Origin of the sequence: Streptomyces sp. UG1, from assembly GCF_049974585.1 — a bacterium.
Lineage (GTDB): Bacteria > Actinomycetota > Actinomycetes > Streptomycetales > Streptomycetaceae > Streptomyces.
This window is the reverse complement of sequence record NZ_JBNGGG010000004.1, coordinates 72,066-94,133: the sequence shown is the minus strand read 5'-3', so window position 1 is coordinate 94,133 and position 22,068 is coordinate 72,066. Positions and strand designations below refer to the sequence as shown.

Below are 22,068 nucleotides of genomic sequence, written 5' to 3'. Positions count from 1 at the left end.
CGATTTCCTGGTACCCCTGAACAGAACCACGGCGGCATGCAGCCTTTCCGACTGCTCAGAGGGCGTGCGGGTTGTGGAGGTCGCACAAAGCCGTCAGGCGAGAGCCACCTCACATCGATGGGTCGCGCATACCATCCCCGGAGTGACACGGATGCTCAGCCCGCGTCCCGTCGCGAGGATCTCGACCGAGTCGTCCGCCCGCAGGACCCGCCGTACGGGGTGGTCCCAGCCGATCTCCAGCGGCTCGCCGGTGCGCGGCGGCTCGCTCACGCAGAGCGTAGCGGTCCGGCCCCGGCGGCGGAGCAGGATACTCGCGCCGTCCGAGGCGGTGAGCGGACCGGCCGTGCCCGGCCGCCAGAAGTTGGCGGCCGTCAGGCCCAGGGAGGGGACGCGGACCGCCTGGCGGGCGGCGTCGTTGGCGAGGACCGACAGCCACCCGCGGTCGGCGGCCCGGGCGGCCACCTCCGCGCGGCGGGCGCCGGGCATGAGCAGGTAGAGGTAGGTGGCGTCGGCCGGGTCGGTGCCGTGGTCGAGCCACAGGGTCTGCCAGCGGCGGGTGCGGCGCTCGGTGGTGCTGGTGGTGTTGATGTCGGCCCAGGCGCCGGTGCGCTCCTCGCGCAGGGTGCGCAGCGCGCCGTACGGCACCACCCAGCCGCCGTGCCCCTCCAGATGCGCCCAGCCCCGGCCGCGTACGAGGGCCTGGGTGCCCCGCTCCCCCAGGTTGCGGTTGTCGACGACGGTCTCGACGGGGACGCCGTCCGTGCAGGTGATCCCGGCGCCGAGGCAGATCACGGCGTCGGCGACGCAGAACCACGACTTGCGGGCCTGGAGCGTCGAGCCCAGTCCCTTCAGATGCTGTCCGACCGCCGCGTACTCCCCGTCGGTGGCGCCGCCGACCCACCGCACGTCGGGCTTGGGCTCGCCCCACTCGCCGCCCGCCTTGTCGGGGAGGCGCAGCGTGGAGACGGTCGTGCCGGGAAGGCGGTACCAGTCGACGGTCGGCCAGTACCAGTCCGTGTACTGGTCGCCCAGGCCGTCCGCCCACCAGGAGAGCATTCCGGCCCCGGTGTGCCAGCCGCGCGGATTCTCGCCGTTGCCGCACTCGTAGTACGCGATGCGGTCGCTGGCCATGGCGATGTTCGCGACGAAGCGCGGGCGGCGGTGCACGGCCCGGTCCATGGCGGCGAAGAGGTGGTGGCCGGTGGGCTCGGGGGCGGCGGGGACCGGGGACTCGGCGACGGTGCGCAGCCGTGCGAGGTCGGCGACGCCGAACTGAGGGGCCGTCAGGATCGGTGTGACGGTGTCCCGTTCGATCCATCCCTTGATACGGCCGTACCAGCGCTCGCGTTCCGCGGTGCTCGCGCCGGCCGCCAGCAGAGCGATCGCGGCGATGATCGCCTGCCCGTGGTAGTGGTCGCTGCGCATCACCCGCCGGTCGTCGCTCTTGAGGTAACCCCGGCTGATGGCACGGCCGTTGACGCTGTCCATCACCAGCCCGTCGTGGATGAGGGGGGCGTAGGCGCGCTCGACGCTGTCGAGGACGATCTGCCTGTCCGGGTCGGTCACCTCCCACTCGGATCCGGCGAGCAGGGCGAAGAGGCGGCCGAGACCGTCGAGGAGGACCTGGCCGTAGGTGCCGGAGTAGGCGACCCAGGTGTGCTGCACGAAGGAGCCGTCCCGGTAGAGGCCGTCGCCCTTGGTGACGTACGGGAAGACCGGGGAGAGCGCGTCCCGGGCGAGGGCGATCTTCGCCGGGGCCCGGCCGAGGATGCCGCGCAGGGCGACGCTGCGGCACAGGTCGACGCGGTTGGCGCCGGTGGAGGTGCCGGAGTAGTCGGTGAGCATCGCGTCCGGGATGAAGTGGTCGACGGCGGCGCAGGCGGCGTCGATCCGGGCGCCGGTGAGGTGGTCGTGGAGGGCGGCGGTGATGTCCATCAGCAGGCGCGGGCTGCCGATCTGCCATTCCCACCAGTTGCCGTAGCGGGTGGTGGAGGGGTTGTAGACGGTGGCGGAGAGGTGGTCGAGGCCGCGCAGTACGTCGGCGAGGAGGGCCGGGTCGCCGGTGGATCCGGTGCCCTGCCGGCCGTAGGCCTGGGTCATGGTCCACAGGCGGCCGTAGCTCCGGGTGATGCCGGCGGGCGGGTCGAAGGGCTGGCCGGGCCAGAGGGAGGTGGGGGCGGGGGCCATGGTGGACTGAAAACCGCGGGCCAGGGTGCCGGTCTCGGCCAGGCGGGAGGCGTACGGCTCCGCTGCCGGGTCGTAGCCGGTGCCGAGGGCGATGTCGAGCCATCGTCGGCGGAGGGTGTCGTAGGGATCGGCGACGGCGCCGCGGGCGGCGGGAGCGGCCGCGGCCATGAGCGCCGTCGCGAGTAAGACGGCTCGGCGGGTCGGTCCCATGGGTTCCTTGAGTCCCTTGGTGGCTCTTTGCTGTGGGTTCATGCCCTGGGCATCTACCACCTCGAAGTAGTCACGCCAACACTTTGCAGATGATGTTGAATCCTGAACGGAATAGACCTAAGGTCGGTCGCGTTGATATGGTTCAACGTTCAACATCCTTCCGAAGGAGCACGTCATGGTGAACCCCGACCTCTCCGCCCTGACCGGTGACTACACGATCGACACGGCCCACTCCACGATCGGCTTCACCGTCCGGCACGCCATGGTCACCAACGTCAAGGGCAAGTTCCTCGACTTCAGCGGCTCGCTGCACCTGGACGGCAGCGACCCGTCGGCGTCCACCGCGTCCATCGACGTCAAGATGGACAGCATCGACACCGGCTCCGCGGACCGCGACGGGCACCTCAAGAGCGCGGACTTCTTCAAGATCGACGAATTCCCGACGATGACGTTCCGCTCCACCAAGGCGGAGGCCCTCGGCGGGGAGGACTACCGCATCACCGGTGACCTGACGATCCTCGGCACCACCCGGCCGATCAGCATCGACCTGGAGTTCAACGGCGCCGCGAAGGACCCCTTCGGCAATGAGCGCGTCGGCTTCGAGGGCAAGGCTCAGATCCTGCGCTCGGAGTGGGGTCTGACCTGGAACGCGGCGCTGGAGACGGGCGGTGTGCTGATCTCGGACAAGATCAAGCTGAACTTCGACATCTCGGCGATCAAGAACGCCTGATGATTCCCCTCAAGGCGCCGGTGGGCTCCTCGCTCACCGGCGCCTCGTCAGTTCCCGGAGGATCGCGGCGACTTGAGTGTCGCGGCCGCGTGCGGTCCGGGAGCGCAGCAGGCCCAGCATGAGCTGGTAGCGCTCGGTCCTGCCCAGCTTCTCGAAGGCCGCCCGGGCCCGGGGGTCCCGCTCCAGCGCGGCGGTCAGCTCGACCGGGACGTCGGCGTTGCGCTGCGACTCGTACGCCGCCTCCCAGCGCCCGTCCGCCTTGGCGGCGTCCACTTCGGCGAGGCCGGCCGGCCGCATACGTCCCTCGGCCACCAGTTCCGCCACGCGCCGCACATTGACCATCGACCAGAGGCTGCCGGGCCGGCGCGGGGTGATGCGCTGGAGGTAGTACGACCCGTCGATTCCCTTGCGCTGCCCGGTGATCCAGCCGTGGCACAGGGCCACGTCGTTGACCTCGGCGGCGGTGACGGAGGGGATGCCGGAGCCCTTCTTGGCGACCTTGACCCAGAGGCCGGGGTGCGGGGTCGGGTGCTCGGTCAGCCAGGCGTCGAGGGCGGGGGCGGACTCGAAGGCGAGGGGTTCCGGGTCGTGGAGAGGGCGCATGACGGAAACGTAGGGGTGAAGTAGGTCGGAAACTGTCCTCCATCGGGCCGTCCGCCGTGTCGGGGTCAGTAGTCGACGCTCGGATACCAGTCGCCGCGCCCCCGCGGGGTCAGGTCGAGGAGGTGCCAGACGGGGGCCAGCAGGTCGATGCCCCGCTCGTCGATGTCGGCGGACATGCGGGGGTGCGTGGAGTAGAAGTGGCGGATCGTGCCGTCGCCGTCGCGGGTGAAGACGGAGACGGTGGAGTCCTGTTCGCCGTCCTTGTCCTCGCTGCCCGTGTCGTACTTGAAGGTGCTGTCGCCACAGCTCAGCAGCCGCAGCCGGTGCCAGCCGCGATTACGGGCGTGCTGCCGCAGGACGGGCGGGTCGGCCGCCGCCGCGATGACGAAGTCGGCGTTGCGGGTGACGTGGCGGGCGATGCCGCTGAAGCCGTCGATCCACAGGGTGCACATCGGGCAGGGGTCGGTCTGTGCCTTGCCGTACATGAACTGGTACATGATCAGCGGCCGTTCGGGGCCGGTGAACAGCTCGCTCAGCCGCACCTCGCGGACCGGTTCGTCGCCGGCGTCGAGGTCGGCGGGCCCCTCCAGGAAGACGTAGTCGTCGACCGGCGGCCCCGGCGGCAGAGCGCGCCGCCGGGCGGCGACCTGCTCGCGGTGGCGCATCAACTCGATCTCGGCGAGGCGCAGTTCTTCGCGTGCGGCGAGGTACTCGGGTGATTCCCCTGGCAACCGGGTGTGCCGGAACATCGCGTCCTCCTGGGTCGGTTTCCCGTTCCCCTGCTCCCCTTCCCTGTGCCGCCTTCAGTCTAGGCCGCAGGCCTTGATCGCTCACCTCGATGGACTCATGGCCGCCCTTGCGGTGCCTGAAGGAGAGCTTCCGCCTGTTCGCGGGCGTGTGCGATGGGGTCCGGGAAGGTGTTCAGGCCGTGGGCGACGAGCGCTCCCTCGTGGAGGAGCATCAGTGTCCGGCCCAAGCGGTCCGAGTCGTGCGGGGCGATGTCCCGGGCGAGACGGATGAACAGGGCGAGCATCCACTCCTTCTGCCCGGCGATGACCGGGTGGGCCGGGTGGGCGGGGTCGCTGATCTCGGCATGGGCGTTGACCATGCTGCACCCCTTGGAGCCGTGCTCCACCGACCATGCGCGTGAGGCGTCGAAGACGGCCAGGACGTGCGCCTGCGGCGTCGCGTGCGCCGCGTCGAGGTGGTCGTCGAGGTAGTGCGCGAGGAAGGCCCTCCAGCGTGCGTCGCGGTCGGCCAGGTACTCCACGACGATCCGCTCCTTGGACCCAAAGCGGTCGTAGAGCGTCTTCTTGGTCACCCCCGCCTCCGCGGCGATGAGATCCACTCCGACGGCATGAATGCCGCGCTCGTAGAACAGCCGCTCGGCGGCATCCAGGATGCGCCGTGCGGCACGCGTCATCGTGATGCGGTGCGGCTGCTGCTCTGCGGTGCCCATGGCAGAGAAGTATACCGATCTGTATAGTCACGGCACAGGAGGCAGGTATACCGATCTGTTTAGTGGGGTGATCGTGTGAATGCTCTGCTCTCGCTCGCCTTCGTCCTCTGCTGGAGCTCCGGGTTCATCGGGGCCAAGCTCGGTGCGAGGAGCGCGTCCGCGGTCACGATCCTGATGTGGCGGTTCCTGCCGCTCGCCGTGATCCTGATCGTCGTCGCCGCCGTGGTGGGCCGCGCGTCGTGGCGGGGCCTGACCGCGCGGGACGTCGTACGGCAGGCCGTGATCGGCGTGCTGTCGCAGAGCGGCTATCTGCTGACCGTCTACTACGCCATCCAGCTCGGGGTCTCCAGCGGCACCACGGCCCTGATCGACGGCGTCCAGCCGCTCGTCGCCGGGGCGCTCGCCGGCCCGCTGCTGCGCCAGTACGTCTCGCGCGGACAGTGGCTCGGGCTGTTCCTGGGGGTGAGCGGCGTCGTCATCGTCACGACGGCCGACGCCACGGCGGCGACCGGCGTTGCCGCATGGGCCTATCTCATCCCGTTCCTCGGCATGCTCTCCCTGGTGGCGGCCACCTTCCTCGAGAGCCGCTCCCGGGTGCCGGTCGCGCCCGGGGTGGCGATGACCGTGCACTGCGTCACCAGCGCCGTGCTGTTCACGGTGTTCGCCGTGAGCACCGGAGCGGCCGCGCCGCCCGCCGAGGCCGGCTTCTGGGCCGCGATCACCTCGCTCGTGGTCCTGTCCACCTTCGGCGGGTACGGGCTGTACTGGATCATCCTGCGGCGCTCCGGAGTCACCAAGGTCAATACGCTCATGTTCCTCATGGCCCCGGTCACTGCGGTCTGGGGAGCGTTGATGTTCGGTGAGCCGTTCGGCGCGCAGACCGCCCTCGGCCTGGTCGTCGGCCTCGTCGCCGTCGTCATCGTGCAGCGCGGCGGCGGCGCGCGGCGCGTGGGTGGCGAGGGCACGAAAACCCGGTGGCCCCTCTCCCCGGGCCCGCGTAACCTGCCTCCGTGTCCAGCCCCGAAGCATCCAGACTCCGGCCACCGGCTCTCCGGTGGCTGCTCGTGATGCCGGGCTGATCAAGGCTCGTTCCCCTTCAGGGCTCACTCCGCTGCCGGACGGCCGTCTCGACGTGCCGTTTTCCACCTCGACTTCGGGTAGCGGAGTTTCTTCATGCCGTTTGCTCTATTTCTGCTGGGCCTTGCCGTCTTCGCCCAGGGGACATCCGAGTTCATGCTGTCCGGGCTGGTGCCGGACATCGCCCGGGATCTGGGGGTCTCGGTGCCCGCGGCCGGTGCGCTCACCTCGGCCTTCGCCGTGGGCATGGTCGTGGGGGCGCCGGTCATGGCCGGCCTCGCGCGGCGGTGGTCGCGGCGGGGTGCGCTGCTCGGGTTCCTGGTCGTCTTTCTCGGCGTTCATGTCGTCGGGGCGGTGACCGACAGTTTCGGGGTGCTCCTCGCCACGCGGGTCGTCGGGGCGCTCGCGAACGCCGGGTTCCTGGCCGTCGCCCTCGTGACCGCCGTGCACATGGTCGAGCCGGACGCCAAGGGGCGGGCCGCGTCCACCCTGCTCGGCGGGGTCCCGCTGGCGTGCGTGGTGGGGGTGCCCGCCGGGGCGCTGCTCGGGCAGCTCTGGGGGTGGCGTGCCGCGTTCTGGGCCGTGGCGCTGGTGTCCTTGCCTGCCGTCGTGGCCGTGGCGCGGTCCGTGCCCGGCGGTGCCGCCGGCTCCGCGCGTCCCGCCCTGCGGGATGAACTGCGGGCGCTGCGCAGCCCTCGGCTGCGGGTCACTCTGCTGCTGGGTGCCCTCGTGAACGGGGCGACCTTCTGTACCTTCACCTATCTCGCGTCCCTGGTCACGCAGGTGACGGGGCTGGGCAGCGGGTGGGTGCCCGTCGTGCTCGCGCTGTTCGGGGCGGGGTCGTTCGTGGGGGTCTGGGTCGGCGGGCGGTTCGCCGACCGGTGGCCCGGGGTGGTGCTGGGCACGGGCGGGGTCGCCTTGTGCGTCGGGTGGGGCGCCTTCGCGCTCGGGGCCGGCAATCCGGTCGTGGCGCTCGGGCTCGTCTTCGTGCAGGGTGCCCTGGCCTTCGGGGTCGGGTCCACGCTCATCTCCCAGGCGCTGTACGCGGCGTCCGACGCGCCCACGCTGGGCGGCGGCTTTGCGACGGCCGCGTTCAACGTGGGGGCGGCGCTGGGGCCTTGGCTCGGCGGTACGGCCATCGGGGCCGGGCTCGGGTACCGGTCGCCCCTGTGGGTCAGTGCCGTGCTGGTCGCGCTGGCACTGGTGGCGGCGGGCGTGGCGGGCTCGCCGGTCGCGGGGAAGCGTACCGGCGCGTCATCGGCCGTATGACCGTCGCCGGGGCCGGAGAGGCGCCTGACGGGCACCTCTCCGGCCCCGCGGCGAGTCACCGCTCGTCGGCACCGATCAACGCACGGACCTCGAACTCCTCGAACACCTGCGGCTCCTGAGGCTTGCTCAGTACCGATCCGAGCCACCCCAGCAGGAAGCCCGCCGGAATCGACACGATGCCGGGGTTCTGCAGCGGGAACCAGGCGAAGTCGGCATTCGGGTAGAGCGAGTTGGAGGCGGAGGAGACGATCGGGGAGAACACGACCAGGAGCACCGAGCAGGCCAGGCCGCCGTACAGGCTCAGCAGTGCGCCACGTGCGGTGAAGCGCCGCCAGAACAGGCTGTAGACGATCGTCGGCAGAATGGCGGACGCCGCGATCGCGAAGGCCAGGAACGCCAGCGTCGCGGTGCTCGTGCCCCAGGACAGCAGGGCCAGCATCATGCCCATGATGCCGATCGCGGCCGCGGAGAGCCGGGCGACGGCCACCTCTTCCGTCTGCGTCGCCCTCCCCTTGCGGATCACCGCGCCGTAGAGATCGTGGGCGATCGAGGAGGCCGCGGCGAGCGTGAGTCCGCCGGCCACGCCGAGCAGGGTGATGAAGGCCAGGCTGGACAGCAGCGCCACGAGCACGCCGCCGCCCAGTTCGTAACCGAGCAGGAGCACCGCCGCATCGCCCCTGGGGTCGGTGTCCGCGATCTGCTCCCGGCCGACGATCGCGGTGGCGCCGAGGCCCAGCACGCCCGCCATCAGGCACACGAAGCCGATCAGGCCCACGGCCCACACCACCGAGCCGCGCAGGACACGCGTGGTGCGCGGGGCGAGCAGCCGCATCATGATGTGCGGGAGGGCGGCCAGTCCGAGCACGATGGCCAACTGCAGGCTGAAGAAGTCCAGTTTGTTCGTGGTGCTGCCGCCGTATCGCAGCCCGGGGCCGAGGAAGCGCTCGCCCAGGGTGCTGTTGTCGGCCGCGGTCGACAGCAGCCGGTTGATGTTCCAGCCGAAGTGGTGGAGCACCATGACGGCGGTGATGCCCACCCCGACGACCAGCATCACGGCCTTGACGACCTGGATGACCGTGGCGCCCGGCATGCCGCCGATCGCCGCGTACACCACGACGATGGTGCCGATGACCACCACGCACATCGCCCGGGCCGTCCCGCTCGGGGCGCCGATGAACTGTGCCAACAGGGCTATGCTGCCGACGAGTTGGGCGACCAGGTACAGCAGGCACACGGTCAGGGTGCACAGGGCGAGCGCCAGCCGGACCGATCGCTGTCCCCGCGGCAGCCGCAGGGCCAGATTGTCGCCCAGGGTGAACTTGCCGGAGTTGCGCAGCGGTTCGGCGATCAGCAGCAGCGCCATCATCCAGGCCACCACCGTGCCGCCCAGATAGAGCAGACCGTCGTATCCGGTCAGCGCGACGATTCCGGTACTGCCGAGCAGCGTCGCGGCCGACAGGTAGTCGCCGCACATGGCGAGCCCGTTGCGCAACGGCGACATGTCGCGGTTGCCGAGATAGAACTCGCTGATCTCGTCCCGCTGCGGGGCCGTCAGCAGCACCGTGAACAGGGTGACCACGACGACCGTGATGAACAGGACGAGCGTGAGCTGCAAAGTGCCCCGGTCGGTGACGCTCGCCGCGTGATCCACCAGTTGACCGGCTGCTTGCGTCACCACGTGCCGAACCGCCTTCCCGAGGGGGTGGGGCGTGCCTGTGCCGACGCCTGTGCCCGCGCCTGCATCTGCGCCTGGCTGTCCCGCAGTTGGGCCCGCAGGCGATCGGTGACCGGGTCGACCCGCTCGCGCATGTGCCGGACGTAGAGCCAGATCGTCACGGCCATGAGGAGGAACTGGAAGAGGCCCAGAGCCAGTCCGATCGTCAGGTGGCCGAACAGCGGCTGGTTCATCATGCCGACGGCGAATCCCGACAGCAGGACGTATATGAGGAATCCGCCCACCGAGACGAGCGTCGCCGCCAAGCCGAAGGAACGGCGGGCGCTGCGTATCGAGTGGAGTTCAGGGGGTGGGTGCAGGTTGTCGTCCGACGGCGGATACAGGGACATAACGCACCTTCTTTGCTGCCTTATGTCGCGCACACGACACTTTGCGGTCGCGGAGCGTGAGGGGGAAGGGAACGGAGTATTGCAGCGGGGCGCTTGAACTATCAACCAGGGTGCGCAACAGAAGTGACCATGGCCGGATTCGGCCCCTTGTGGGGGCGCTCGCGGGATTCCCATAATCCGAACGACCAGATTTGACCGGCACATGTCAGCACCGATCGATCTCTCCCCTTGCTTGGCATGCGCCCGACATTCAAGCGCTCTCTACGTTCGCATGTCCAACCCCCCACGGAAGGCATCACGTTGAAGAAGCTCCTCACCGCGCTCAAGAGATGCGCGGCCCTCGGCGCCGCCGCGCTCGCGATCGTCAGCCTTCAGCCCGTCTCGGCCGCGCAGGCCGCCGACTCCCGTGTCGTCGGCGGAACCCGGGCCGCGCAGGGCGAGTTCCCGTTCATGGTCCGGCTCTCCATGGGCTGTGGCGGCGCGCTCTACACCCAGCAGATCGTGCTCACCGCCGCGCACTGCGTGGGCTCGACCGGGCCCAACACCGGCATCACCGCCACCGCCGGCGTCGTGGACCTGCAGTCCACCAGCGGCCGGGTCCAGGTCCGCTCGACGTACGTGTACCGGGCGCCGGGCTACAACGGCAACGGCAAGGACTGGGCGCTCATCAAGCTCGCCCAGCCGATCAACCTGCCGACGCTGAAGATCGCCACGACCACGCAGTACAACACCGGCACCTTCACCGTCGCCGGCTGGGGCGCCAACCGCGAGGGCGGGTCACAGCAGCGCTACATGCTCAAGGCCAACGTGCCGTTCGTCAGCGACGCCCAGTGCCGTTCCTACAGCGGCTACGGCGGCCTCATCGCCAGCGAGGAGATCTGCGCCGGCCTTCCCTCGGGCGGCGTCGACACCTGTCAGGGCGACTCCGGTGGGCCGATGTTCCGCCGCGACGCCAACAACGCCTGGATCCAGGTCGGCATCGTGAGCTGGGGCATAGGCTGCGCCCGCCCGAACGCCCCCGGCGTCTACGCGGAGGTCTCCACCTTCGCCTCGGCGATCGCTTCGGCGGCGTCCTCGTTGTGACGTCTCGCCTCTCGGCGGCTGTGACTCGTCGGCGCGCCTGAGCGGTCAGGCCTGTGTGCGGGCCCGGTGTCCTTGGATGCCGGGCCCGTGTCGTGTTCACCGGGGTGGGGTGTCTATGGCGTGTTCTCCGGGGTGGGTGTCTGTGGCGTGTTCTCCGGGGCGGGGTTCAGAAGCCCCCGCCGTCGAAGCCGCCGAAGTCGCCGCCTCCGAAGCCGCCTCCTCCGTCGAACCCGCCTCCGAAGTCCCCGCTGTCGAAGTCCGCACCGGAGACGTCGCCTCCCTCATAGCCCCCGCCGCCATAGCCGTACCCGGCGCCGTAGTCGGCCGCGTACGACGGGGTGGCCATCATGCTGCCCAGCATCGTGCCGACGAGGAGGGCGGGCAGGAGGCCGCCGCCGAAGTAGCCGCCGGCCCAGGGGCCGTAGGCCGGGCCCGCCTCCCAGTACGGGCGGCGGCCGCCGTCGGTGTCGACCTCGCGGATCACGGGGTCGCGGCCCTCGGACAGCCGGGTGCGGTCGGCCGCGCAGACCGGGACCTCGCGGGGGGTGCCGCCGGGGGGCGTCCAGGTCTCGTCGGTCTGCGACGGGCCGTGCCGGGGGTCGAAGAAGCAGGGCGGCCGGCGTTCCGGCAGCGGCCGGTGCTCCCGGCGGGCGGCGAGCCGGGTGAGGGAGAAGCGGCCGTCCTCCAGGGCCTGGGTGACCGCCTTGACGTGCTCCGGCTTGCCGGCCGAGTCCATCAGGCGTTTCGCCTGGTCGTAGGCGTCCAGGGCATGCTCGTAGTCCGAGCGCATCGCGTCGTCGGCGCCGGGTTCCGCCGGGTGGAAGTCCAGGCGGTCCAGTTCCTCGCCGAAGGCGGTGATGTCCTCGTCGACGACGACCCGCAGCTTCTCCAGCGCCGCCCGCTGTTCCTCCTCGTGGCGTCGCCGGTTGCGCCGCACCAGCGCGTACGCGCCCGCGCCGCCCGCGGCCAGCACCGCGCCGGCGGCGATCAGGCCGCTGACGTCCACGCCGCCACCGCCTTCGCTCCAGCTCGCCGGTGCCGAGCCGTCCACGTTGCGCAGTGCCGTGTCGACGAAGTCGTTGAGCTGGGCCTTGGGGTCGCCGGCGGTCTGCACCGAGGTGACCAGGTTGTTCACCGCCTGCCGGGACATCACCGAGGCGTCGGCCGCCGCGTCGAAGTCGTCGCCGACGCGGGCGCCGTACAGGCCGGTGACACCGGTCTCCGTGCGGAGGTTCAGCAGGAGGTTCTCGGTGGGCTGGTCGGCCGGGAGGACGGCGACGAAGACCGGCTTGTCGGCGTCCTCGATCTTGTCGGCGAGCGCCTCGGCGTCGGCCGACGAAAGCTGGTCCGAGGCGGCGGGGTCCACGTAGACGGGACCGTCGCGCAGCGCCTCGGCGACCTGGGATAGGTCCGTGGCCGCATGTGCGCCGGTCGCGCCGGCCATGAGCACCGCCGTGGTCGCGGCGACCGGCACGATCAGCGAGCGCATGAGGCCCCGGACGAGCGGAGTCCTCATACCTTCGACGCTACCTGATGGGGCGCGTGAAGGCGTCGGTCCTGGTGACTGGAATCCGGAGCGCGCGGCTGTGGTGGGGGTTCGCGTCGATGCCTGCGGCGCATGTGCGGCGTGTGTGGGGGTGCGCGTAGCGCCAACGGTTGGTGGGTGGGTCGGGGCCGTGGCGGGGGGTCTCCGTCCTCGGACCGGCGGCCGGCCTCGGGCAGGGTGGTCATCGTTTCTTGACGCCGGCCACTGCGGGCGGACACCCCCCGCCACGTCCCCTTCCCGCCGTACGCGACTGCGGGTCCGCTCCGCTTCAGCTGCGGGCATGCGTGCCGCCTGGGGCGGCACGGGTGGGCGCAGGCGGCGCCCCGTCGCGCCGGGCTGCGCACCCACCCCCGCCCGCCCAGCGGAGCTACTCCGCCGGCGTCACCCCGGCCCGCAGCAGGCCGTAGGCGTACGCGTCCTCCAGGGCCTGCCACGACGCGGCGATGACGTTGTCGGCCACGCCTACCGTGGACCACTCCCCCGTGCCGTCGGACGTGGAGATCAGGACGCGGGTGGTGGACTGGGTGCCGTGGACGCCCTCCAGGATGCGGACCTTGTAGTCGACCAGGTCGAGCTTGGCGAGCTGGGGGTAGATCTTCTCCAGGGCCACGCGCAGGGCGCGGTCGAGGGCGTTGACCGGGCCGTTGCCCTCGGCCGTGGCGACGATGCGCTCGCCCTTGGCGAAGAGCTTGACCGTGGCCTCGTTGGCGTGGGTGCCGTCGGGGCGGTCCTCGACGATCGCGCGCCAGGACTCGACGTCGAAGTACCTCAGGGGCCTGCCCTCCACCTCGGCGCGCAGGAGGAGTTCGAAGCTCGCGTCGGCCGCCTCGTAGGTGTAGCCCTTGAGCTCGCGCTCCTTCACGCGCTCGACCACCCGGCCCACCAGCTCGCGGTCGCCGCCGAGGTCGATGCCGAGTTCCTTGCCCTTGAGCTCGACGGAGGCGCGGCCGGCCATGTCGGAGACCAGCATGCGCATGGTGTTGCCGACCAGCTCGGGGTCGATGTGCTGGTACAGGTCCGGGTCGACCTTGATCGCGGAGGCGTGCAGGCCGGCCTTGTGGGCGAAGGCGGAGACGCCGACGTAGGGCTGGTGGGTGGAGGGGGTGAGGTTGACGACCTCGGCGATGGCGTGGGAGATCCTCGTCATCTCGCGGAGGTGGCCCTCGGGGAGGACCTTCTTGCCGTACTTCAGTTCCAGGGCGGCTACGACAGGGAACAGGTTGGCGTTGCCGACGCGCTCGCCGTAGCCGTTGGCCGTGCACTGGACGTGGGTCGCGCCCGCGTCGACGGCGGCGAGGGTGTTGGCGACCGCGCAGCCCGTGTCGTCCTGGGCGTGGATGCCGAGGCGGGCGCCGGTGTCGGCCAGGACCGTGGAGACCACCGCCTGCACCTGGGCCGGGAGCATGCCGCCGTTCGTGTCGCAGAGGATGACGACGTCCGCGCCGGCCTCCGACGCGGTGCGGACGACGGATTTCGCGTACTCGGGGTTGGCGCGGTAGCCGTCGAAGAAGTGCTCGCAGTCGACGAAGACGCGGCGGCCCTGGGAGCGCAGGTACGAGACCGTGTCCTCGATCATGGCCAGGTTCTCGTCGAGGGTGGTGCGCAGGGCGAGTTCGACATGGCGGTCGTGGGACTTGGCGACCAGGGTGATGACGGGGGCTTCGGCGTCCAGGAGCGCCTTGACCTGCGGGTCCTCCGATGCCTTGGCGCCCGCGCGGCGCGTGGAGCCGAAGGCGACCAGCTGGGCGTTCTTGAAGTCGATCTCCTGCCGGGCGCGCGCGAAGAACTCGGTGTCCCTCGGGTTGGCCCCGGGCCAGCCGCCCTCGATGAAGCCGACGCCGAACTCGTCCAGGTGCCGTGCGATGGCCAGCTTGTCCGCGACGGTGAGGTTGATGCCCTCCCGCTGCGCGCCGTCGCGCAGGGTGGTGTCGAAGACGTGGAACGAATCGTCGAGCTCGCTGGTTGCGGTCATGGTGTCAAGGCTCCTGTGTTGGATCCCAGTGGATATGTCGTTACCGGAATGACCGGCTCCACCGTCCTCCAATGATCCCTCGCGCTGCGCTCCCGGCTGCAGGTGGGCCAGAAAAGCGAAAAACCTCTCGCGGGTGCGAGAGGTCTGCGCGCGGGTCGAGGACGACGGTGTCCGCCCGTACGGGGTCGTACGTGGCGGTCACTGCGGACCGGCGCGCCTGCTGCCAATAATCATGGAGAGCGAAAGCACGGGGGCAGTCTGGCACAGACCGCCGCCGGGCTCACCGTCCGTCTCAGGATGCGAGCACTGTGTTGATCACCGTCGGCGGTGGACGAAGCCGTCGTAGCGGTTGTTGGTGTCGTCCGGGACCAGTTGGGCGGAGCGGCTGCCGAGGGCGATGCGGCCGGCGCCCGCGCTCACCTCGTACAGCGTCACGTGCTCGTCCGTGACCGGTCCTCCGGTGACGGACGTGCTGATCAGACGGGTCGCGCCGGTGCGCAGATCGCGGAGGTACACGTTGTCCGGGCCGTCCGGACGGCGTGGCTGCGCCTCGTAGGCCAGGTGGCGGCCGTCCGGGCTGAGGTGCGGTCCGTACGAGTCGCCGTCGCCCTGGTCTCCGGTGGCTGTCAGCGTGACTCGCTGGGTGGCCGGCTCCGGTGCCGAGGAGGCCGGTGTCGCGGATGCCGCGATCATCGTCCCCGCGAGTAGCGCGACCGAGAGGCCGCGGATGGTTCTGAACACGATTCCCCCTCGTTTGTTCTTGCGTTTGCCGCGTGGGGCCCGCTCATCGCAAATGCCGTACGAAGATGTCGGTGCCGTCGGCGGTGACCAGGGCGGCGGCGCCGCTGAGGAGATACCGGACGCGCGTGCGGCGCTGGACATGTCCCCCCCCCGTGGTCCCCGTGGCGCCGACGGCTCTCCACGAGGCAAACGCACCACGCGCTACAGGGGCAATCCGACGTATTGCGTACAACCTGGACGTGGACTCAGGATTCCGCGAGGAGGCTGTCGTCCAGGAACTCCCGTACGTGGCACATGACTTGCGCCCGGTCCGTGCCGCGCAGCCCGATCGCCACGTGGATGGAGAACCCGTCGAGCAGCGCGCGCAGCCGGGCGGCGAAGCGGTCCGGGTCGACGGCCCGGAACTCCCCCCTCGACACCCCCTCCGCCAGCAGCGCCACCAGGTCGCGGTGCCAGGCGCCCTCGATCGCGGCCTGCCGGTCGCGGGCGTCGTCGTCGGCGTTCTGCGAGCGGTTCCAGACCTCCAGCCACAGCGTCCAGTGCGGGTCGCGGTGGCCCTCGGGGACGTACAGGTCGACGTACGCCTCGAGCCGCTCGCGGGCGGCCGCGGTGCGGGTCAGCAGCCGGCCGCGCTCGGCGCCGAGCCGGCCCTCGCTCCACTCCAGGGTCCGCAGCAGCAGCTCGTCCTTGGAGTGGAAGTAGTAGAGGAGATGGCCGCTGCTCATGCCGACCTCACGGCCGAGCGCCGCCATGGTGAGCTTCTCCAGACCGCGCTCGGCGATCATCTCCATGGCGGCGGCGAGCACCTCGTCGCGGGGCGGCGCCTGCCTGCGCCCACCGGCCATCTGCGGCTCCTAGATCCTCGGCTGCTGCTGTGTGATGCAGTGGATGCCTCCACCACCCGCGAAGATCGTACGGGCGTCGACGAGCGTCACCGTCCGCTCGGGGAAGAGGCGGCGGAAGATGCCGGCCGCGAGCTCGTCGCGTGGGTCGTCGAAGCCGCAGAGGACCACGCCGCCGTTGCAGAGGTAGTGGTTGATGTACGAGTAGTCGGCCCAGTGGCCGTCGGCCTCCAGGACGGTCGGGGCGGGTACCTCGACGACCTCCAGGCGGCGGCCGCGGGCGTCGGTCTGGGACCGCAGGAGGCCGGTGATCTCCCGGGTCACCTCGTGGTCGGGGTGCGCCGGGTCCGGCTGTGCGTGGGCCACGACCACACCGGGGCGGGCGAAGGCGGCGACGATGTCGACGTGGCCGAGGGTGCCGAAGCCATGCGGCGGGTAGTCGCCGGTCAGGCCGCGCGGCAGCCAGATCGCCTTGCGGGTGCCGAGCATGGCGTGGATCTCGGCCTCGACCTCCTCGCGCGTCCAGTGCGGATTGCGCTCGGGGCCGAGCTGGACCGTCTCCGTCAGCAGGACCGTCCCCTCGCCGTCCACATGGATCGCACCGCCCTCGTTGACGAGTTTCGAGGCGTACGTCCGGGTGGCGCCCGCCAGGTCCGAGACATGCGCGGCGATCTTCGCGTCGTACTCCCAGCGGGCCCAGCGCTGTGCGCCCCAGCCGTTGAACGTCCAGTCCACGGCGGCGAGTTCACCGGCGCCGCTGGTCAGGAAGGTCGGGCCGATGTCGCGCATCCAGGCGTCGTCGAGGTCCCGTTCGACCGTCTCGACGCCGTCGCCGAGCAGCGCGCGGGCCTCGGCCGACTGCCCGGGACCGCACACCACGGTCACCGGCTCGAAGCGGCGCACCGCACGGGCGACGGACGCCCAGGCCGTCCGGGCGGCCGCGAGGTCCGCCGGGTCGTCGAAGGTCGCGTTGGGTCCCGGCCAGGCCATCCAGGTGCGCTCGTGCGGGGCCCACTCGGCGGGCATCCGGAAGCCGTCGGCGGCAGCAGACATGAGTGGTCCTCACAGTCCTTACAGGAAGTACAGGCGGTTGAGGGAGACGGACTCGGCGGGCTCGGAGCGCAGCGGCTCGCCGTCGAGGGTGACCAGACCGGTGTGCTGGTCGACGTCGACCGCTCCGGTACGGGAGTTCAGGCGCAGGTCGGCCGGCCCGATGCCGCGCGTGCCGCATACGGCGACCCTGCGGCGCCGGGTCGGCATGGTGTCGTGGCCCTGGTCGACGGCGGCCCGGGCGACGAAGGCGACCGAGAGGTCGGCGGGTGTGGCGCCGTACGCCCCGAACTGCGGACCCAGCACGAGGGGTTCGCAGGTGTCGGTCGCCGCGTTGGGGTCGCCGACCACGCCGTACGCCGGGAACCCGGACTTGAGCACCAACTGCGGCTTGGCGCCGAAGTACTCCGGCCGCCACAGCACGATGTCGGCGAGCTTGCCGACCTCGATCGAGCCGACCTCGTGGGCGAGGCCGTGGGCGATGGCGGGGTTGATGGTGAGCTTGGCCAGGTAGCGCAGGACGCGCTCGTTGTCGTGGCCGTCGTCCGGGGCGCCGGACTCGGCCTTCATCTTCCCGGCCATCGCGAAGGTGCGGCGGATGGTCTCGCCGGCCCGGCCCATGCCCTGTGCGTCGGACGAGGTGATGCCGATCGCGCCCAGGTCGTGCAGCACGTCCTCGGCGCCCATCGTCCCGGCGCGGATGCGGTCGCGGGCCATGGCGGCGTCGCCGGGCAGGTCGGTCTTCAGGTCGTGGACGGAGACGATCATGCCGTAGTGCTCGGCGACGGCGTCCCGGCCGAAGGGCAGGGTGGGGTTGGTGGAGGAGCCGATGACGTTGGGGACGCCGGCCATCTTCAGCACGTTCGGGACGTGTCCGCCGCCGCAGCCCTCTATGTGGAAGGCGTGGATGGTGCGGCCCTCCAGCACCCGCAGGGTGTCCTCGACGGACAGGCACTCGTTCAACCCGTCGCTGTGCAGGGCGACCTGGACGTCGTGTTCCTCGGCGACCCGCAACGCCGTGTCCAGCGCCCGGGTGTGGGCGCCCATGTCCTCGTGCACCTTGAAGCCGCTCGCCCCGCCCTCGGCGAGGGCTTCGACCAGGGGCGCGTCGTGCGACGACGAACCCCGCCCGAGGAAGCCGATGTTGACCGGCCAGGCGTCGAAGGCGTTGAAGGCGTGCCTGAGCGCCCACGGCGAGTTGACCCCGACGCCCCACACCGGCCCGAACTCCTGCCCGATGATCGTGGTCACCCCGGAGGCGAGCGAGGCCTCCATGATGCGCGGCGACAGCAGATGGACGTGGGTGTCGACGGCCCCGGCGGTGGCGATGAGCCCTTCTCCGGACACGATCGACGTGCCGGTGCCGACCACGACGTCGACTCCGTCGAGGGTGTCGGGGTTCCCGGCCCGCCCGATCGAGCAGATCCGCCCCTCCCTGATCCCGATCGAGACCTTGCGGATCCCGAGCGCGGCGTCGATCACCACGACATTGCTGATGACGACGTCACAGGTGTCCCGGACGGCGGCGGCCTTGAGATGCAGCCCGTCCCGGGCTGTCTTGCCGAATCCGGCGAGGAACTCGTCGCCGTAGCGCTGGGAGTCGGACTCCACCCGGATCGTCAGCCCGGAGTCGCCGAGCCGGACGCGGTCGCCGGCGCGCGGGCCGTGGGTGGCGGCGTAGGCGTAGGGGTCGATACTCAACAGCCTGCTCCCGGATAGTCGATGCTCATCGGTCAGCTCCCAGATATCCGCAGGCGGCGGCCCTGCGCAGGGCCTCTTCCTTCGCCCCCGGCGCGTCCAGCGCCCCGTCGACGAGCCCCGCGAACCCGATCGCGATCCGCTCGCCCCCGATCGGCACGAGCCCCACCTCGGTGCTCTCCCCCGGCCCGAACCGCACGGAGGACCCGGCGGGCACGGCGAGCCGCGTGCCATAGGCCGCCGCGCGGTCGAAGTCGAGGCGCGGGTTGGCCTCGAAGAAGTGGAAGTGGGAGGTGACGGAGACGGGCACGGTGGCGGTGTTGGTGACCACCAGCCGCACGTCCGCCTCCGGCTCGACATGCTCCGGCCCCGGCAGCAGCGCGCCGGGGGCCTGCGGGCCGAGCCCGCCGCCGAGGGGATCGGACACGACCGCGAGCCGCGAACCGTCGTCGAAGACCGCCTCCACATGCACCTCGGTGACCACGTCCGCGACCCCCGGCAGCACGTCGTCCGGTCCGAGCACGGACCGGGCGCGCTCGATGGCCTCGGCGAGACGCACCCCGTCCCGGGCGGCCTCGCACACGGTGTCCGCGATCAGAGCGGTCGCCTCGGGCACGTTCAGCCTCAGTCCCCTGGCCCGGCGGGCCCGGGCCAGCTCGGCGGCTCCGAAGAGCAGCAGCCGGTCACGTTCCGTGGGGGTGAGTCTCATGACGCGGGCACCTCCTTGCCTCCCGATTGTTAGAGCGTCACTCTAAACATGAAATTCCGGAAGCGAAAGTGTTGACCTAGGGCGATGAGTATCTGACATTGAACGTCGCTCAAACTCTCTGGCGGCCGATCGAAGGAGACCAGCCATGCCGATGGAACAGCGCGGAGTCGACACCATCCCCGAGGAGGAACGCACCAGCGGCCCACGGGACCTCGCCTCGATCCTGCTGGGATCGAACCTCTGCCTCGGAGTGATCGTCTTCGGCTGGCTGCCTCCGGCGTTCGGCCTGGACTGGTGGGCCTCGGTCAGCTCGATCGTGCTGGGCACCCTGGCCGGCACGGCCCTCACCGCCCCGCTGGCCCTGATCTCCCTGCGCACCGCGACGAACCTGTCCACGTCCTCCGGCGCCCAGTTCGGTGTGCGCGGCCGTCTGGTCGGCTCGGTGGTCGGCCTGCTGCTCGCCCTCGGCTACACGGCCCTGACCGTGTGGATCGGCGGCGATGTGATGGTGGGCGTGCTGGGCCGGCTGTTCGGGCTGCCGGCGAGCGGGGTGTCGTACGGCGTGGTCTACGGGCTGCTGGCCGCGGCGACCGTGGTGGGCGCGGTGTACGGCTACCGGGTGCTGCTCGCCCTGTCCCGCGCCCTCGCGATCGGCATGACGGCCCTCCTGGTCGTCGGCGTGATCGCCTACGCCCCGCACTTCACGACCGACGCGCTGCCGGAGACCGGCGGCTATCTGCTGGGCGGCTTCTGGCCGACGTGGCTGCTCTCGGCGGTGGCGGCGGGGCTGTCCGGCCCGATCGCCTTCATCACCCTGCTCGGCGACTACACCCGCTACATCTCACCGGCCCGCCACTCCTCGCGCCGGGTCCTGCGCGCGACCTGGCTCGGCCTCGTCCTGGGCCTGCTGGTCCCGCAGTTGTTCGGCACGTTCACGTCGTACGCGGCGCGGGCGGCCCTCGACTACGCCGGTCCCCTGGTCGACGCCTCCCCCACCTGGTACCTGCTGCCGCTCCTGCTGGCCGCCTCCGCCGGCTCGGTCGGCAACGCGGGCCTGATGCTCTACTCCATGGGCCTCGACCTGGACGCCATCCTGCCGCGCGCCTCCCGCGCCCGGGCGACGTACGCCGTCGCGGTCGTCGCCACCGCCTGCGTCTTCGTCGGTCACTACGCCTCCAGCGCCCAGGACGCGATGACGTCCTTCGTCCTGCTGCTGACGGCGATCGGCACCCCCTGGGCGGTGATCACCCTGATCGGCTTCGCGCGCTGCCGTGGCGTCTACGACGCGGAGGCCCTGCAGGTCTTCAACCGCCGGGCGCGGGGCGGGATCTACTGGTACCGGGCCGGCTGGAACATCCCGGCGACCGTGTCCTGGGCCCTGGGCGCGACGGTCGGCGTGCTGGCGGTCTCCCTCCCGTCGTATCAGGGCCCGCTGCTGGGGCTGACCGGCGGGGTGGACTGCAGTTTCCTGCTGTCCGGGCTGGTGGGGGGCCTGCTGTATCTGCTGCTGACGATCGGCGGCTCGGGCGCGGTGCGCGAAAGGGCCGTAGCGAACTCCGAGTCCGCTACGGCCCTGACGGTCAAGTCCGGGAGTTAGCCCAGCTTGTGCATCCAGCCGTGCTTGTCCTCGGCCGTGCCGCGCTGGATGTCGAGGAGGGCCTGGCGAAGCTTCATGGTCACTTCGCCGGGCTCTCCGCCGCTCTGCTGCCACTGCGCGCCGGTGCGCTTCACCGTGCCGACCGGCGTGATGACGGCGGCCGTACCGCAGGCGAAGACCTCGGTCAGGGTGCCGTTCTCGGAGTCGCGCTGCCACTGGTCGACGGAGATGCGGCCCTCCTCGGCCTCGTAGCCGAGGTCGCGGGCGACGGTGAGGAGGGAGTCGCGGGTGACGCCCTCCAGGATGGAGCCGGTGAGGGACGGGGTGATGATCACCGGCTTTTCATTGGACGCGGCGCCGTACACGAAGTACAGGTTCATGCCGCCGAGTTCCTCGACCCACTTGCGCTCGACCGCGTCCAGGTAGCAGACCTGCGCGCAGCCCTCGGCGGCGGCCTCGGCCTGGGCGAGCAGGGACGCGGCGTAGTTGCCGCCGGTCTTGGCGTCGCCCATGCCGCCGGGGACGGCGCGGACGTGGTCCTCGGAGACCCAGATGGAGACCGGCTTGACGCCGCCGGGGAAGTAGGCGCCGGCCGGGGAGGCGATGACGATGAACAGGTACTCGCTGGCCGGCTTCACGCCCAGGCCGACCTCGGTGGCGAACATGAACGGACGCAGGTAGAGGGACTCCTCGCCGCCGTGCGCCGGCACCCACGCCTCGTCCTGCCGCACCAGCGCGTCGCAGGCCTCGATGAACGTCTCGACCGGCAGCTCCGGCATGCCGAGCCGGCGGGCCGAGGCCTGGAAGCGGGCCGCGTTCTTCTCGGGGCGGAAGGAGGCGACGGACCCGTCGGGCCGGCGGTAGGCCTTCAGGCCCTCGAAGATCTCCTGCGCGTAATGCAGGACCATCGTGGCCGGGTCCAGGGAGATCGGCGCGTACGGCACGAGCTCGCCGTCGTGCCAGCCGCGGCCCTCGGTCCACTTGATCGTCACCATGTGGTCGGTGAAGTGGCGTCCGAACCCCGGGTTGGCCAGTATCGCCTCGCGCTCGGCGGCGGAGAGCGGGCTGGCGGAGGGCTTGAGCTCGATCGTGGGCGTCGTCATGTGTAGATGTCCTTCACCGGTTTGATTGTGGCGGGCCGCGCTCACGCCAGTACTGCCAGTGGCCAGTGCTAGGACGTCCGAGCATTCCGTCATTCCGCGGCTCCGCGTTCGATTATGGCAAGCGGGTG

Annotated in this window: 19 protein-coding genes; 5 read left to right on the top strand and 14 right to left on the bottom strand. The window is 71.0% G+C overall.

The window, feature by feature from the left end:
* Positions 1-93 precede the first annotated feature (93 nt).
* A complete protein-coding gene (locus ACP4J3_RS05795) occupies positions 94-2,397 on the bottom strand; it encodes a polysaccharide lyase 8 family protein (protein WP_426531094.1) in 2,304 nt (767 codons plus the stop codon).
* A 175-nt stretch (positions 2,398-2,572) separates the two neighbouring features.
* Here ACP4J3_RS05795 and ACP4J3_RS05790 point away from each other — a divergent pair, with 175 nt between their 5' ends.
* A complete protein-coding gene (locus tag ACP4J3_RS05790; RefSeq protein ID WP_426531092.1) occupies positions 2,573-3,127 on the top strand; it encodes a YceI family protein in 555 nt (184 codons plus the stop codon).
* Positions 3,128-3,160: 33 nt separating this feature from the next.
* Here ACP4J3_RS05790 and ACP4J3_RS05785 read toward each other — a convergent pair whose 3' ends face one another.
* From ACP4J3_RS05785 to ACP4J3_RS05775, 3 genes are all read right to left on the bottom strand, one after another.
* A complete protein-coding gene (locus tag ACP4J3_RS05785) occupies positions 3,161-3,730 on the bottom strand; it encodes a YdeI/OmpD-associated family protein (RefSeq protein ID WP_426531090.1) in 570 nt (189 codons plus the stop codon).
* Positions 3,731-3,795: 65 nt separating this feature from the next.
* Positions 3,796-4,479, bottom strand: coding sequence for a DUF899 family protein (locus ACP4J3_RS05780; protein WP_426531088.1), 684 nt, complete (start codon positions 4,477-4,479; stop codon positions 3,796-3,798).
* Positions 4,480-4,574: 95 nt separating this feature from the next.
* Positions 4,575-5,189: a TetR/AcrR family transcriptional regulator gene (locus ACP4J3_RS05775; protein WP_426531086.1), complete on the bottom strand. Its 615-nt coding sequence runs from the start codon at positions 5,187-5,189 to the stop codon at positions 4,575-4,577.
* Between the two features lie 75 nt (positions 5,190-5,264).
* Between ACP4J3_RS05775 and ACP4J3_RS05770 the strand changes: the two genes are divergently transcribed.
* Positions 5,265-6,257, top strand: coding sequence for a DMT family transporter (locus tag ACP4J3_RS05770; protein WP_426531084.1), 993 nt, complete (start codon positions 5,265-5,267; stop codon positions 6,255-6,257).
* 105 nt (positions 6,258-6,362) lie between these two features.
* On the top strand, positions 6,363-7,535 hold the full coding sequence (locus tag ACP4J3_RS05765) for a Cmx/CmrA family chloramphenicol efflux MFS transporter (RefSeq protein ID WP_426531082.1): 1,173 nt from the start codon (positions 6,363-6,365) through the stop codon (positions 7,533-7,535).
* 55 nt (positions 7,536-7,590) lie between these two features.
* On the opposite strand, the gene ACP4J3_RS05760 is transcribed toward ACP4J3_RS05765, so the two are convergent.
* Together ACP4J3_RS05760 and ACP4J3_RS05755 are read right to left on the bottom strand one after the other, a co-directional pair.
* Entirely contained in the window at positions 7,591-9,189 is a 1,599-nt protein-coding gene (locus tag ACP4J3_RS05760) for a solute symporter family protein (RefSeq protein ID WP_426531478.1), read from the bottom strand.
* 17 nt (positions 9,190-9,206) lie between these two features.
* Positions 9,207-9,599 (bottom strand): DUF485 domain-containing protein, encoded by a 393-nt coding sequence (locus ACP4J3_RS05755; protein WP_426531080.1) that lies wholly within the window; start codon positions 9,597-9,599, stop codon positions 9,207-9,209.
* A gap of 300 nt (positions 9,600-9,899) precedes the next feature.
* On the opposite strand from ACP4J3_RS05755, the gene ACP4J3_RS05750 reads away from it, so the two are divergent.
* Positions 9,900-10,682, top strand: coding sequence for a serine protease (locus ACP4J3_RS05750; RefSeq protein ID WP_426531078.1), 783 nt, complete (start codon positions 9,900-9,902; stop codon positions 10,680-10,682).
* Between the two features lie 166 nt (positions 10,683-10,848).
* Here ACP4J3_RS05750 and ACP4J3_RS05745 read toward each other — a convergent pair whose 3' ends face one another.
* From ACP4J3_RS05745 to ureA, 7 genes are all read right to left on the bottom strand, one after another.
* Complete coding sequence (locus ACP4J3_RS05745; RefSeq protein ID WP_426531076.1) at positions 10,849-12,198, bottom strand: hypothetical protein; 1,350 nt, start codon at positions 12,196-12,198, stop codon at positions 10,849-10,851.
* A 397-nt stretch (positions 12,199-12,595) separates the two neighbouring features.
* Positions 12,596-14,200, bottom strand: coding sequence for a citramalate synthase (gene cimA, locus ACP4J3_RS05740; protein WP_426531074.1), 1,605 nt, complete (start codon positions 14,198-14,200; stop codon positions 12,596-12,598).
* A 315-nt stretch (positions 14,201-14,515) separates the two neighbouring features.
* Positions 14,516-14,941 (bottom strand): hypothetical protein, encoded by a 426-nt coding sequence (locus tag ACP4J3_RS05735; protein WP_426531072.1) that lies wholly within the window; start codon positions 14,939-14,941, stop codon positions 14,516-14,518.
* Between the two features lie 245 nt (positions 14,942-15,186).
* Positions 15,187-15,786, bottom strand: a complete 600-nt coding sequence (locus ACP4J3_RS05730) for a TetR/AcrR family transcriptional regulator (protein ID WP_426531070.1) — start codon at positions 15,784-15,786, stop codon at positions 15,187-15,189.
* A gap of 9 nt (positions 15,787-15,795) precedes the next feature.
* On the bottom strand, positions 15,796-16,836 hold the full coding sequence (locus tag ACP4J3_RS05725) for an agmatine deiminase family protein (RefSeq protein ID WP_426531068.1): 1,041 nt from the start codon (positions 16,834-16,836) through the stop codon (positions 15,796-15,798).
* 18 nt (positions 16,837-16,854) lie between these two features.
* The gene (locus ACP4J3_RS05720) at positions 16,855-18,534 is read right to left on the bottom strand and encodes an urease subunit alpha (protein WP_426531066.1); all 1,680 of its coding nucleotides are present in this window, start codon (positions 18,532-18,534) and stop codon (positions 16,855-16,857) included.
* A gap of 25 nt (positions 18,535-18,559) precedes the next feature.
* On the bottom strand, positions 18,560-19,240 hold the full coding sequence (ureA, locus tag ACP4J3_RS05715; RefSeq protein ID WP_426531064.1) for an urease subunit gamma: 681 nt from the start codon (positions 19,238-19,240) through the stop codon (positions 18,560-18,562).
* A gap of 145 nt (positions 19,241-19,385) precedes the next feature.
* On the opposite strand from ureA, the gene ACP4J3_RS05710 reads away from it, so the two are divergent.
* The gene (locus tag ACP4J3_RS05710) at positions 19,386-20,837 is read left to right on the top strand and encodes a cytosine permease (protein ID WP_426531062.1); all 1,452 of its coding nucleotides are present in this window, start codon (positions 19,386-19,388) and stop codon (positions 20,835-20,837) included.
* Here ACP4J3_RS05710 and ACP4J3_RS05705 read toward each other — a convergent pair.
* Positions 20,834-21,940, bottom strand: coding sequence for a branched-chain amino acid aminotransferase (locus tag ACP4J3_RS05705; RefSeq protein ID WP_426531060.1), 1,107 nt, complete (start codon positions 21,938-21,940; stop codon positions 20,834-20,836). The two genes, ACP4J3_RS05710 and ACP4J3_RS05705, sit on opposite strands and share 4 nt — an antisense overlap.
* Between the last annotated feature and the right edge of the window lie 128 nt (positions 21,941-22,068).